The organism is Trinickia sp. EG282A, from assembly GCF_040965455.1.
Lineage (GTDB): Bacteria > Pseudomonadota > Gammaproteobacteria > Burkholderiales > Burkholderiaceae > Trinickia > Trinickia symbiotica.
Window position 1 is genome coordinate 229,755 of sequence record NZ_JBFRCC010000006.1, and the last position, 13,777, is coordinate 243,531.

The following is a 13,777-nucleotide window of genomic DNA, read 5'->3' on the forward strand; positions in this document are numbered from 1 at the left end:
CATGACGCCCGTCGATCGTTCCCGTCACTGGCTCGGCATCGACGCGGCGGCTTACGAGCTGCCGGGTCAGCCCATCGATATCGAAGCATGGGCGACTCGTCATGCGTACCGGCGTGAACGCGTCGAGGCCATCGTCGAATCAGGTTGCCGCTATTTTCACGTGGCCCCCGAGATCGGCGAAGTCGAGCTCGCGACGCGCGCCGTCGGACGACTGATCGATGAGGCCGGGCTCGCCCCCTCGGAAGTCGACCTGCTGGTACACGTTCATACGCAACAGTTCAGCGTACCCGCCGCGCCGCGCAGTCTGCCGCACGAGGTTGCGAAGGCTCACCGCATGAGGCCGCTTTGGAGCGCATCGGTCGCCCAACTGAACTGCGTGTCCATCGCGGCCGGCATTCGCGCCGTGGATGCGCTTTTCTCGGCCTATGCGCAGGCTAACGCCGCGCTCATCGTTTCTGTCGATCGCGTTTACGGCGAGGACTATCGGCTGCGTCAGATGTCGGGGATTCAATGCGACGGCGCCGCCTGCCTGCTTATCACGCGCGACAGCGCGCGCAATCGGATCGGCGAGGTCGCCATTCGCAACTATGCGGAGTGGCATCCGGGATCGGATGCGGTGGCAGGCATCGAGCGCGAGATGATCGCCATGGAGTGGCAATACACGCGCGAGATCATGTCCGCGGCCTCCGACATGAGCGGCGTTCCGGTCGACGGCTTCGCGAAGATTTTGCCGCACAACGCCGATTTGCGCGGCTGGCGATCGCTTTGCCGCGCAATGAACATCTCTGCTGAACGGCTTTTCGAAGACAACATTTTTCGCCGCGGCCACGCATGCTGCTCGGACTTCGCGATCAACTTGGCGGATGCGGGCTTCGCGGCGCTCGATGCCGGCCGGCACGTGATGGGCGTGATGCAGTCGAACACCGGAGCGTTTGCCGCCGTTACCCTCCACCCGCACTCAGGTGAAACCGATGATGGATCATGAATCGATCGAATGCGCACCGCAAGCGGGGCTCGCCGACAATGCGGACCTGCGCTGGCTCGCGGGACTCGATACGCCGTGCTACGTCTTCGATCCTCGCATCGTGCTGGCCCGCTATACGGCGCTGCGCGAGGCGCTCGGCACCCGTCTCGTCGTCTCGCTGAAAGCCAATTCGAACGCCGATCTGTTCGTCCGCTGCGGCCATGCGTTCGAGGACGGAATCGAGCTGGCGAGCCAGGGCGAGCTCGATATCGTCGTCGGGCGCGGCAAGCAGCCGAAGTATCTCAACAACCCGTCGATGAGCGAGGACTTCATGCGCGCGGGTCTCGCGTCGCGCTGTCACTTCATCATCGACAACCCCGACATGGCGCGGCGATTCATCGCGCTCGCCGCCGGCAAGCCGAAGCAGGACGTGATGCTGCGCATGAACGCCGGCGCGCTCGTCGGTGAGCGCGCGCCGAAAGGCTGGCACGATCACTTCGGCATGACGATGACGGAAGCCGTGCACGTCACCGAGCTCTTCAAGGCGGCGGGCATTGCGATCAGCGGCCTTCACGCATTTGCGGGCTCGGGCAGCTTTCGGGTTTCCGATGCGCATGGAGACGAAGCCGACTCGCCGGATCTCGCATTTGCACTCGCCCACGCAGCGGAACAACTCGCGCAGATCGCGCACGCGCCCATCACGTTCCTCAATGTCGGCGGCGGCTTCTCGGAGAAGGGGCACGGCGAAGAGGCGTTCAGTCGCTACCGCGAGCGGCTGTCACCGCTTGCGGCACGCTACAGCATTGCGCATGAATCGGGGCGAGCCATCTTCGCCGACGCAGGTGTCTTCGTCACGCGCGTGACCGCGGTCAAGCATTGGCCGGATCGTATCGTTGCCGTCTGCGACGGCGGCATGAGCCACAACTTTCTGCTCGCGAGGACGGAATCCGTGCTGAAGGCGTGGCAGCAGCCCATCGTCGTGCCGTGCAACGGCATGCATGCAGCCGCTAGCTCCGATGCGCGGGCCGTTACGCTCGTTGGCAACACGTGCAATCGCGCTGACGTGATCGGACGTCTTTCCGCCGACAGGCGGCCGCCCCAGCCCGGCGACTTCGTGCTGTTCGAGCAATGCGGCGCCTACAACCATTCCTATACCGTCAGCGGCTTCCTTTCGTTGAGACCAGCGAAGGTTTACATCCGCCAGGCCTGATGGAGCGATCATGAACGACTCCCATTCGACGAATGCTCACATCCGCCTTTTCGATCTGCTCGAGGCGGCGGCCGCGCACGTTCCGCACGGCATGGCGATAGCCGACGAAAGTCGACGCGTCGACTACACGCAGTTGCTCGCCGACGTACGCAGAGCGGCGGCGGGCTTGCGTACGGCAGGCATCGGGCGAGGCGATCGCGTTGCAACCTACGCACCCAAGCGATACGAAGCCGTCGTGACGATGCTCGCGGCCAATCTTGCAGGCGCGATTATCGTGCCGATCAATCCGCAATTGAAGGAGCATCAAGTCCGATACATCCTCGACGACAGCGGCGCCAAGTTATTGCTGACGACCGAGCCGCGTCTTCGCCGGCTGCCCGATGTAGGGGACAGCATCGCATGCTGGGTCGTCGAGCGGCTCGACGCGCTTTCCATCGAAGATTCGTCGGTTGCCGCCCGCTCGACATTTCATGTGCCCGATGTTGCCGTCGTCGATTCGGATCCGGCTGCGCTGCTCTACACGTCCGGCTCGACGGGGAAACCAAAGGGGGTGGTGCTGTCGCAGCGCAACCTTGTCGCGGGCGCGCAAAGCGTTGCGGCATACCAGCGACTTTCCCGCGACGACGTGATTCTCGGCGTGCTGCCGCTAAGCTTCGACGCAGGGCTGAGTCAACTCACGTCATCGATTGCCGCCGGCGCTTGCTATGCGCCGCTCGATTTCCTCAAGGCCGGCGAGGTACCGCAATACTGCGAGCGTGTGGGAGTCACATCCATTACGGGCGTCCCCCCGCTATGGATGCAGCTTGCGGATGCGAAATGGCCGATCGAGACCGGTGCGCGGATTCGCCGCTTTGCGAATACCGGGGGCCACATGCCGACGCCGTTGTTGCAGCGGTTGCAGCGGCTCTATCCGAACGCACTGCCGTACTTGATGTACGGCCTGACGGAGGCGTTCCGCTCGACTTACCTTGCCCCCGAAGATGCGGCCGCGAGGCCGGCGTCGATCGGCAAGGCGGTGCCCAATGCCGAAATCCTCGTGCTAAGACCGGACGGCAGCGCGTGCGCCGACGACGAACCGGGCGAGCTCGTCCATCGCGGTGCATTCGTGACGCTCGGTTATTGGAATCAGCCCGAATTGACGGCCCAGCGCTTTCGGCCGCTGCCGCATGCGCATCGGCAGATCCCGCTCGAGGACAAGGCCGTGTGGTCCGGCGACATCGTGCGCCGTGATAAGGACGGCTACCTGTATTTCGTTGCACGCGCCGACGACATGATCAAGACCTCGGGCTATCGCGTGAGTCCGACTGAAATCGAGGACATCGTCTTCACCTGCGACGACGTGATCGAAGCCGCCGCGTTCGGCGTCCCTCATCCTGCGCTGGGCCAGGGCATCGTCGTATGCGCATGCGCCAGCGGCAATCGCGAGACCGCGGCGCAATCGATCGTGCGTGCATGCCGGGAGCAACTGCCATCGTACATGGTGCCGCTTCACATCGAAGTACGTGATGAACCGCTGCCGCGCAACCCCAACGGGAAGATCGATCGTCCCCTGCTAAAAGCCGAGCATGCCGACCGGTTCGAATCCGAGCCGCAGCGTGCCGTGGTGGAGGAGTGATGTCGATGCTGACGATCGAGCAGATCGCCGTTCACCACCTGCCGCGCGAGGCGTTTGCAGGCGTCCAGGCCAACGAGCGCAATACCGGTTATGCCCACATGATCGCGCCCGGCGCGAAGTTCGTGCTACCGCGCGGGCGCGGTCGCATCGATGCGGACGAGGCTGCGCGCCTCGCCCGTACTTGCAAGGTGGCGCTGCCGATCGCACCCGCCGGACAAAGCCTGTCGGATCTCGCGTCCGCGGCCGTCGGCGAGCTCGAACATTGCGTCGATCGCCAAGTATTGCGCGAGACGACGCACATCGTGGTGGCACAGTCCACGCTCAACGAGCGCATCGTCGAATCCGTCGCGGGCCGGGTTCAGTGCGAGCTGGGTTTGAAAGATGTGCTGCCGCTCGCGCTCGGACAGTGCGGCACGCTCGGCCTCTATGCCGCCATGCCGCTTGCCGACGGACTTCTCGCGGGCGGAGGCCAGATTCTCTTCGTGGCAGCGGACAAGTGGCTCTATCCGTTTTTCCGGACCTATGGCGATCTGGTGTCGTATGGCGATGCGGCGGGTGCGCTGTTGATGCGCCGCGATCACGCCCGCGGCGGCACGTGCGTGCTCGGCAGCGCGCTCGTCTACGGCGATGCGATAGATGCGCCGTGGGACCTCGATCCGCGCGAGCTCGAGCGAAAGTTGGTCGCATTGGCGGTCGAGGTCTCGGCCGATGCGCTCCAACAGGCCGATCTGCGAGTCTCGCAACTCGACTGTTTTGCGCCGGCCGGCTTCGGCGCGCGATTCAGGGCTGCGATCGCCGACGAGCTCGGTATCGACGCACAGCGAGTCTTCGCTCGCGATGACGGTGTGCATTTGTCATCAGCGGACACGCTTTCGACGCTTCACCGCATACAGACGATGCTCGCGCCCGGCGAGTCGCGGGTCACGCTGCTCTGTGACGCTGCGATCGCGGGCATGGCGGGAGCGCTCGTTGTCGAACTTAAAGGGCGAGCGCCCGTACCGCTTCATTGACACCGGGGATATGAAATGACTGCATACAAGGTCAGCCTGCGTGAATTGCGATTCTTTCTCTGGGAGCTCAACGACGTCGAGCGCCGCTTTTTGTCAGCAGCGCCATACAGCGGGCGCGATCGCGCCTACTATGACACGTTGCTCGAACGCGCGCGCGACTTCGCGCTCGAACTGGGCAAGAGCTACCGCTCGAGCGATATCGAGGGGTGCACGCTCGGCGCGAATGGCGAAGTCGCGATCCCATCGGATTTCCATGCGCTTTGGACCCGCTTTCGCGCCGAGTGGGTCGCGGTCTTCGGCAACAAGCGCGCCGCTGCGGGAGAGCAGGCAAGCGATGGGAACGCTGCCCACGCTAACATCGACGTGCCGCCGATCCTGACGCAAGTGATCCTCGAGATGTTCATGGGCGCGAACCCGTCGTTCATGACCTATGGCGGCTTTACGCGCCCCGCCACGAAGCTTTTGCAAATGCACGGAACGCCGGCACAAAAGCGTTTCGTCGACAGGCTCTCGACTTACGAATGGGATGCGTGCTTTTGCGCTACCGAGCCGCAGGCCGGTAGCGACCTGACGGCGGTGACGACGAGCGCCGCGCCGATCGGCGGCGACGTCTACGCCGTGACCGGTGAAAAGATCTACATTTCGGCCGGCATGCACGAGTTGACCGGCAATACGCTGTACTTCGTGCTCGCCCGAGTGGACACCGCGACCCCCGATTCGTTCTCACTGTCGTGCCTGGTGGTACCGCGGTTCTGGGAGAACGAGACGACCGGCGAGCTCGAACCGAATCACGTCGAATGCATCGGTCTGCCGCGCAAGATGGGCTTGAAGGGGTGCGCGAATACGCATCTCGTGTTTGGCCGAAGCGGCGTCACGCGTGCCTATCTGCTCGGCAATCGAAAGAATGTCGGCTTGTTGCAACTGGTGCCGCTCATGAATCAGGCGCGCATGAGCACGGGCATGTTCGGCGTCGGTGTGGCTTCGAGCGCTTACCTGCATTCGGTCGCCTACGCAAGGCGCCGTTTCCAGGGCCGGCCGATCGAGGCCGCTTCCGATACGAGCGCGCCCCGCGTACGCATCATCGAGCATGCGGACGTGCAGCGGATGCTGCTCGACATGAAGGTGCGCGTCGAGGGTTGCCGGGGCCTGCTCGGCAAGCTCGCGTCGGCTGCGACGCAGGCTGCGATTCTCGAGGCGGCCCCGGGCGCTGATACGACGGCGATCGAGCGCAACCGCAAGCTCCAGCAATTGCTGACGCCGATCTGCAAGGCGTTCATCTCCGACCAGGCATGGCGCATCTGCGAGACCGCGATCCAGGTCCACGGGGGCATCGGTTACACCGACGCAAGCCCCGTGGAGCAGAACGCGCGCGATGTGAAAATCCTCTCGATATGGGAAGGCGCGAACTATATCCAGGCGCAGGATCTGGTGCGCGACAAGCTCGGGTTCGGCCGGAACTCCGTGCTGATGCGTTATTTCCGCGAGGAACTCGATGCGTGCCTCGATCGTCAAGCGGCAAACGCTCATGACAGTTTCGATCGCTGGTTCGTCGCCCTGCGTGCGGCCGCCGATGCGCTCGAGCGTGGACTGGAGCGCATTGCGCAGACGGTGCAGGGCGGGGAAATGCGCGCGAGCAGCCAGTTCTATACACGGTTTCTCGAGATGTTCGGGCTCGTCGGCTCGGGTTGGGTGCTTCTAGAGTCAGCCTGCATCGCCGACCGGCGATTGCGCGAAGACGACGTCAAGAGCGACCTCGCTGAAAGCGCGTTCTATCGCGGCAAGATCAAGAGCGCCGCCTATTTCTTCGAAAACGTCCTGCCGCTCGTCGAGCATCAAGCGGATGTGCTCGACAGGATGTCGTCGGCCGCCTGCATGGCAACGCCGGAAGAACTTGCGGAGGCCGAATGAGCGAGCCGAATCCTCCCGGCAACCTGCTCGGCCGTCCGCCGACCCGCTACCGCGGGACCGACATCGACGGTGCGACGCTTTCTCCCGAAGGGCTCTGGGTTCGTGGTCGAAATCTCAACGAGCTGATCGGTGGGATTTCGTTCGAGGATGCGCTCTGGCATATATGGTTCGACCGCATGCCGTCGAGCGGCGAGAGCAATGCTGTGAGGCAACGCCTTGCGCGCTATGGCGCGGCATTCGCGGGCGGCAATGCATCGGTCGACGCGGCGGCAGGAGCTGCACGGGCGGGCGTGGAGACGATTTTCGCGGCCGCCGCGGGGTTCATGCGCGACGTCGATCACATACAAGCGCAGGTCGCACACGACGCGCGCGGCGATTGGGACGACGACTTCGATACGCTGCTCGCCTGTGTCGCGGGTGCGCCTTATCTGATGCGCGCGGCGTTGAATGCGCCTTCCACGGACGAAGGGAGCCGGAGCCACGCGATGCGCGTGCTGCGTGCCGCACGCGCTGACGGTCGCGCGGACATTCCGGACGAGGTGGCGGAACGCGTCATGAACGCCCTGCTCGTGGCGTGGCATGGCGGTTTCGGGTACATCACGCCGACCGTGCTCGTGCCGCGCTGCGCGATCGGCACGGGCGTCACGCTCGCGCAAGCGATCGCCGCGGGCTTCATGTCTAGCGGTCCGAATCACGTGGGGGCGGCACGCGCGGCGATGCAATGGATGAGATCGATCGCATCGGCCGTTGACGGAGCGTCCGCCGATCGGCAGGCCAGCGATATGGCTGCCGTGCTGCAAGCGGTGGATCGCACGCTCGACGGCAAGGGCGCCTTATTGTCGGGGTTCGGCCATCCGCTGTTCGAGGCGGATCCGCGTCCGCCGCACGTGCGCGCGTTCTTTCGCGAATGGGGCTTCGAAGGCCGTTTCGTGCGGATGTTCGATGCGGCCTGCGACCACGCCGCGCACCGCAAGGGCCTCAAACCCAACATCGATTTCGTCACCGCCGCGGCGCTGCTCGATCTCGGCATCGACGAGCCCCGCTGGGGAGTCGGCGTCGGACTGTGCGCGCGGATCGCGGCGATGGCGGCGCATGCCGTCGAGCGCCGCAGCCGTCCAGCGTTCGGCGTGACGAGCGCCACTGCACGCAAGTTGCTGGCCGCGGTGCCGGTCGGTTGGTTGTAAAACGCTTTCCAAAGGGACTCCGATGCTGCTGAAAAACCTTCGCCCCGCGAACGATTACGACCGCTTCGCAACTGAAACGCTGGAGCCGTGGGACATGCTTTTCGTTGCGCGAATCCGGCAACTGGCGCGAGAGATCCCGCCTGGCGCGCTCGCGGACATCGGCACGGCGACCGCGGTTGTGCCGGTGCGCCTCGCCGCCGATCCGGCGCTTGCCGACTGGAGCTTCATCGGCGTCGACCTGGACCCGGCGATGCTCGAGGAAGGCGTGCCGCGCATCGAGGCACTCGGGCTCTCGTCGCGCATCGAGCTCAAGGTCGGCGATGCGCTGGCCTTGCCGTTCGAAGACGGCGCACTCGCAATGGCTGTGAGCCGCGCAACGCTGCACCATCTGCCCGACAAGGCATTGAGCCTGAAAGAAATGTTCCGGGTCCTGCGTCCGGGCGGCATCGCTCTCGTGCACGATATGCGCCGCGATGCGCCGCAGGCGCTGCTCGATCGCTTTACGCGGATGCGTGCGGAAGCCAACTATCCCCCGACGCACCTCGAAGAGAAGGTGACGCTCGACGAGGCTCGTGCGCTCGTTGCCGAGGCAGGGCTCGACGCGTTCTCGACCGTATTCAGCCCGAACGCCGGGCTTGGCGCGATGGGTTTCGAGATCCTGCTCAAGAAGCCCGTTTGCGCATGAGGGACATGATGCCCGTCTCGACCGTGTACAACGATGCCCGCGCGGAGTTCGCCGAAACCCGCCTCAGCGACGGGACGGTCCGCTGCTCGTTCGCATCGGCATGCAGCACGCTGCCGCTCGTTATCTCGCCGCGCATGCCCGCGCTGGCCGAGGATCGAGCAGCGGCGTTCGCCTGGTTCGCGCAAAGAGCGAAACTCATCGATACGCTGTTGCACGAGTACGGCGGGGTGCTGCTTCGTGGCTTCGCCGTGCCGGATACCGCATCGTTCCGGCGGCTCACGGAGCTTTACCCGCCGCATGCTTTCGGTTACATCGCGGGTGCGGCGCCGCGCAAGTCGATCGACGGCGCCGTGTACGAATCGACGCGCATGCCCGCGCCGTTCAAGATCGGTCTGCATCAGGAAAAAGCGTACATGCCCGACTATCCGCGTCTTCTCGCGTTCTATTGCAACCGGCCGCCCGAGGCGGGAGGCGAAACGCCCCTCGCCGATATGCGCGCGGTCACGCGACGTCTCGCGGCCGGTCAGGCGCTCAAGCGCTTTCGCGAGAAAGGCGTGATGTATCGCCGCAACTTCGCCGGTCCGGGGAACGCGCCGCAGGCTCCCGCCTCGGCGCCGTTCGCCGAGTATCACCGTTGTTGGAGCGACGCATTCATGACCGACGATCGGGAGCGCGTCGAGGCGCTTTGCCGTGAGACTCGGCTCGCCTGCGAATGGCTCGCTGACGGCAGCGTGACCGTTTCGCACGTGGGGCGCGCCACCGTCGTTCACCCTGTCACGGGCGAAGAGGTATGGTTCAACCAGGCCAGCGCGCAGCATGTGAATCCGCGCTCGATGGGCGAGCTGTCGTTTCGCTATCTGCAGCTTGCCTACAAGTCGCGCGCCGCGCTTCCCTACGAAATTCGTTATGGCGATGGCACACCGATGCAGGCCGCCGATCTCGACCCGGTCTACGACGCGATGGATGCCGAAGAGACCGCGTTCGCCTGGCGACGCGGCGACGTGCTGTTGATCGACAACATTCTCGTGGCGCACGGCCGTAATCCGTTCGAAGGTGCGCGCGACATTCAAGTGGCGCTATTGGACTGACGACGATGAGCACCATCACGAGTGAAACCCGTTCCGCTGCGCCGCTACCCGGCGGGACATCATCCGTCGCGCGTATCGATTCGCTTCCGGGTGCGGCGGCGTGTGCGATTTCGGCCGACCGCCTCGAGGTGCGAGCGGGAACGTTCGCCTTTTCCGCGTCGAATATCGGCTTTCGTTCAGGCGTTGTGACGGCCATCGTCGGCCCGAACGGCTCCGGCAAGAGCACGTTGCTGGAGGCGCTGTTCGGCTTTCGACGAGCCGAGGTGACGAACGCGCGAATTCTCGGCGCGCCGGCCGCACAGTTCATGCGTGAGCCGCGGCAATTGAGGCGGTTGGGCGCTCAGTTGCAGCGCGTCGAATATACGGACAGCGCGCGCGTACGCGAGATTCTCGACGTTCATCGCGCGCTCTATCGTCGACAGGATCCGATCGTCGAAGACGCGCTTGCGATCGGGGAGTTGATGGAGAAGCCCTATCGCGGTCTTTCCAAGGGCCAGCGGCAAAGGCTCGATCTTTTCGTCGCGTTGGCGCACCGGCCGGAGCTCGCCGTGCTCGACGAGCCGTTCACCGGGCTCGATCGCACGGTCACGCGCAGCGTGCTCGACCTCTTGCGTGGGCCGTTGGCCGGCACGACGATCGTGATGATCTGCCACGCGGGTGAGGAGTTGGAGGCCGTCGACGATCTGCTCTGGGTTCATGGCGGCGGCATCCGGTATCGAGGCCTCAAAGCCGCGCTGAAGCATGAACTGGTCGGAGAGTTCCGGGCGTTCATTCAGCTCGATAGTGACGAGCAAGTGCGCGGCGCCCGTTCCATTCTCTCGGTCGACGCGTCGGTCCTGCACGTCACGGAGCCCGAGCCGCGGCGCATTTGCGCGTTCGGCACCGCGGGCCTCGATCGTACGCTCCGCACACTGATGGAGGAGGCCGGTGTCAGTCGCTTCGAGTTCGCGCCGACGGACGACGGCGATCTTTTGCGTGCATGCACGCAGGGAGACCTCGATGCTTAAGGTATTCATGATCCTTACTCGCAACGAGCTGCGCGGCCAGTTGCGCAGCAAGGCCGGGCTCTTTTGGTCGTTCGTGTTCCCGATCCTGCTGCTGACCGTCATGTTGCTCGCGTTCGGACGTTCGAATTCGCTCGGCTCGGTGAAGCTCGTATTCGACGGCAATCTGTCGGGCACGCTGGCGAAGGCGTGCGGGCCGGCGATCGACAAGGCCTTCGCATCGGGTGATCCGGTCCAGGCGAGCACGGTTGCGCCTGAGGCGAATGGCGACGACGTGGTTCGCATAACCTGGCCTTCACAACGAGGCGAACCGGTCCGCATCAGCTACGATTTCAACGGTCCTACTGCGGCAAAGGCGGCATCGCGGATCATTGAGATCGCGCTGGTGCGTTGCGTCGCCGAGTCGGCGGGCATGCCGGCGGGCAATGTGGTCCACTTCGAGAACGACGCCCGAGCGAAGTCGCCGATTGATTACGGCAAATTCTTTGCGACCGGCATTCTCGTCATGGCGTTCATGTCGATCGGCGTCATTTCGACGGCGACGACGATTGCGGCGTTGCGCGAGCGCAATACGTTCAAGATGTACGTCTGCTTTCCGGTGTCTCGCCTGGTCTTCCTTGCCTCGTTGATCGCCTCGCGAATCCTGCTGATGCTGGCTTCGGCGGCGACGCTGCTGCTCGTCGCCACGTACGGCTTTAAGTTGCATCTGCCGATTTGGACGGGCCAGGCGGCGCGCGCAATCCCCGTCATCCTCCTCGGCGCCGCCATGTTGTTGAGCTTCGGCACATTGCTCGCAAGCCGGGCGCGCTCGCTATCCGAAGTGGAGCTGTGGTGCAACGTCACTTACTATCCGCTGCTCTTCTTCAGCGATTTGACGATCCCGCTCGCTGCCGCGCCCGACTGGTTGCGCGCGGCACTGCGTCTGCTTCCCACGAACCAGTTCGTCGTCGCGCTGCGCGGCATCTTCATCGACAACGCGAGTTACGCCCAGATGGCATGGCCGCTTGCCGCGATGCTCGGCTGGACGCTGATTTTTCTGACCACCGCCACACTGGCCTTTCGCTGGTATTACGACTGAAGGAGCTTTGCCGATGAACCCGTCGAACTGGACCCGAGCCTACTTGCGCAATGCAGCGATGTTCCTGCCGGCGATCGTGTTTCTGCTTTATGCGCGCCTCGGACCGGGTGAGGGCGGGGCCCGATGGGATACCGCCTATGTGATCGGAGGGGCCCTCGCGATCGGCCACGCGATCTGGCTGCTGCGTGGCCAGGTGAAGCACGGCATTGCGCTGGGCGTCGATCTGTATCTAGTGGTGGGCGGCGTTCTCTCGCTCATCTCTTCCGACGCGAGCCGAACCTGGGGCGAGGAACTCGGTGCCGCGTCCGTGCTCATCTGCGTGCTGGTCGTCGGCATCGCCGGAATGATCGTCGCGCCGCAGCAGTTCTTCGGCGACGTGCAGGTCGATCCGGCGAAGGCCAGAACGATGTGCATGGTCATGATCGTCATCACGGCCGCCGCGCTGGCCTTGGCCGTATTGATGCGCCATAGCGCGGTGATCGGCGGCGTGCTGCCGATCGTTGCCCTCGTTATCGCGCGCGGCATGCTGAAAAAGCGCGTGCTGGCCACGGCGGCGAACTGACATGCAACTCGATGCTTTTCGTGAGGCGGTCGGCCGGGCTGCTCGTGCGACGACGATCGCGTCGGGCGAGAACGGTGCGCCTTACGAGCGCGATGCAATGCAATACTCGGGCCGTGCCGCTTGCGTGCTTCTGCCTGCGCATCGCGACGACGTGGTCGAGATCGCGCGCCTCGCGCACGAGCACCGCGTCAAGCTGATTGCACAGGGCGCACGCACCGGGCTGGTCGGGGCCGCGGTGCCCGATGGCACCGGCATGCAATGCGTGCTGTCGCTCGAGCGGCTCGACAAGGTGATCGCCTTCGATGCCGGCAATCGAAGCATCACTGTCGAGGCAGGCTTGCGCATGTCGTCGCTCGATCGATTGCTGGCCGATCGGGGGCTGATGTTTCCGATTGATATCGGCTGCGATCCGAGCGTGGGTGGGCTCGTCGCGACTAACGCCGGCGGAAGCCGCCTCATGAAATACGGCGACGTTCGTCGTCACGTGCTGGGGCTCGAGGTGGTGCTGGCCGACAGATACGGCACGCGTATCGACGCGCTCGCGCCGCTCCGAAAGAACAATACGGGTTTCGACGTGAAGCAGTGCTTCATCGGTGCCGGCGGCGCGCTCGGCATCGTGACGGCGGTGTCGCTCGAGTTGGCGAGGCGCGAGCGATCGTCGGCGGCGTTCTTCGTCGCGTTCGACAGCTTTGAAGGCGCGCAGGCGACGGTTGCAGCGATCGAAGACGCATTCGGCGACCTGCTTGCCGCATTCGAAGTGATTGCGTCGGACACCCTCGCGGCCACGCTGTCCGCATTTCCCGCTCTGAGAGCGCCGTTGCCGGTCGATGCGGGCCGCTCGTTCGCGCTCATCGAGGTCGCAACGGCGATGGCCGGCCTGGACACCGTCTTCGCAGAGCGAGGTGCAACGGTACTGGAGGAGTTGTCGCGACGCGGGCTCGTCGCGAATGCGGCGCTCGATACCTCGCTCGAGACGATCTCGCTGTTCTGGCGCATACGTGACTCCGTCCCGCTCGCGTTGGCAACGCTGGGCACACCGATTTCGTTCGACGTCGCATTCTCGCGAACGGACGTTGCACCTTTCCTCGCCGCTGTCGCCGAATGGCTTCGTCACGCCCATCCGCTTGTCGCCGCGCACGTATTCGGGCACTTCGGCGACGGCGGCGTGCATCTTGTCGCCCTCGTGCCGCATGACGCCCGGGACCTGTACACCCCGGCCAAGGTTGCGCTCATGCGAACGGGCGTGTACCGGATCGTCGAGGCACATCGAGGCAGCTTTTCGGCGGAGCATGGCGTAGGGCCAGCCAACTTCGCGTTTTACCGCACTGCGACGCGCGAGCCGCAGCGACGCGTGGCAGCGCAACTGCAACGGATATTCGACCCGGAGCGCGTGTTGGGCCGATGCGGCTATGACGCCGCCGAATCGGGCGCGCCCGAGAGGTCGCTCCATACCGATCCATGAGACCGAT

At 64.6% G+C, this 13,777-nt stretch carries 12 protein-coding genes; all 12 read left to right on the forward strand.

What is annotated here, in order from left to right; all coding sequences use genetic code 11:
* The first annotated feature begins 1 nt into the window (after position 1).
* The 12 genes from AB4Y31_RS27440 to AB4Y31_RS27495 are packed head-to-tail and all read left to right on the forward strand — an operon-like array spanning position 2 to position 13,770.
* Positions 2–985, forward strand: coding sequence for a 3-oxoacyl-ACP synthase (locus AB4Y31_RS27440; RefSeq protein WP_368676768.1), 984 nt, complete (start codon positions 2–4; stop codon positions 983–985).
* Positions 975–2,174 (forward strand): PLP-dependent decarboxylase, encoded by a 1,200-nt coding sequence (locus tag AB4Y31_RS27445; RefSeq protein WP_368676819.1) that lies wholly within the window; start codon positions 975–977, stop codon positions 2,172–2,174. The genes AB4Y31_RS27440 and AB4Y31_RS27445 overlap by 11 nt, the downstream gene beginning before the upstream one ends.
* Before the next feature lie 10 nt (positions 2,175–2,184).
* On the forward strand, positions 2,185–3,789 hold the full coding sequence (locus AB4Y31_RS27450) for an acyl-CoA ligase (AMP-forming), exosortase A system-associated (RefSeq protein WP_368676769.1): 1,605 nt from the start codon (positions 2,185–2,187) through the stop codon (positions 3,787–3,789).
* The gene (locus AB4Y31_RS27455; RefSeq protein ID WP_368676770.1) at positions 3,789–4,799 is read left to right on the forward strand and encodes a 3-oxoacyl-ACP synthase; all 1,011 of its coding nucleotides are present in this window, start codon (positions 3,789–3,791) and stop codon (positions 4,797–4,799) included. Before AB4Y31_RS27450 ends, AB4Y31_RS27455 begins: the two co-directional genes overlap by 1 nt.
* A 15-nt stretch (positions 4,800–4,814) precedes the next feature.
* Positions 4,815–6,707: an acyl-CoA dehydrogenase gene (locus AB4Y31_RS27460; RefSeq protein ID WP_368676771.1), complete on the forward strand. Its 1,893-nt coding sequence runs from the start codon at positions 4,815–4,817 to the stop codon at positions 6,705–6,707.
* On the forward strand, positions 6,704–7,891 hold the full coding sequence (locus AB4Y31_RS27465) for a citrate/2-methylcitrate synthase (RefSeq protein ID WP_368676772.1): 1,188 nt from the start codon (positions 6,704–6,706) through the stop codon (positions 7,889–7,891). The genes AB4Y31_RS27460 and AB4Y31_RS27465 overlap by 4 nt, the downstream gene beginning before the upstream one ends.
* A gap of 22 nt (positions 7,892–7,913) precedes the next feature.
* Positions 7,914–8,576, forward strand: a complete 663-nt coding sequence (locus AB4Y31_RS27470) for a class I SAM-dependent methyltransferase (RefSeq protein ID WP_368676773.1) — start codon at positions 7,914–7,916, stop codon at positions 8,574–8,576.
* Complete coding sequence (locus AB4Y31_RS27475; protein ID WP_368676774.1) at positions 8,573–9,664, forward strand: TauD/TfdA family dioxygenase; 1,092 nt, start codon at positions 8,573–8,575, stop codon at positions 9,662–9,664. Before AB4Y31_RS27470 ends, AB4Y31_RS27475 begins: the two co-directional genes overlap by 4 nt.
* A 5-nt stretch (positions 9,665–9,669) precedes the next feature.
* Positions 9,670–10,671 (forward strand): ATP-binding cassette domain-containing protein, encoded by a 1,002-nt coding sequence (locus AB4Y31_RS27480; protein WP_018439655.1) that lies wholly within the window; start codon positions 9,670–9,672, stop codon positions 10,669–10,671.
* On the forward strand, positions 10,664–11,746 hold the full coding sequence (locus AB4Y31_RS27485) for an ABC transporter permease (RefSeq protein ID WP_368676775.1): 1,083 nt from the start codon (positions 10,664–10,666) through the stop codon (positions 11,744–11,746). Before AB4Y31_RS27480 ends, AB4Y31_RS27485 begins: the two co-directional genes overlap by 8 nt.
* A gap of 13 nt (positions 11,747–11,759) precedes the next feature.
* The gene (locus tag AB4Y31_RS27490) at positions 11,760–12,308 is read left to right on the forward strand and encodes a permease (RefSeq protein WP_368676776.1); all 549 of its coding nucleotides are present in this window, start codon (positions 11,760–11,762) and stop codon (positions 12,306–12,308) included.
* A 1-nt stretch (position 12,309) separates the two neighbouring features.
* On the forward strand, positions 12,310–13,770 hold the full coding sequence (locus AB4Y31_RS27495) for an FAD-binding oxidoreductase (protein WP_368676777.1): 1,461 nt from the start codon (positions 12,310–12,312) through the stop codon (positions 13,768–13,770).
* Positions 13,771–13,777: the final 7 nt, after the last annotated feature.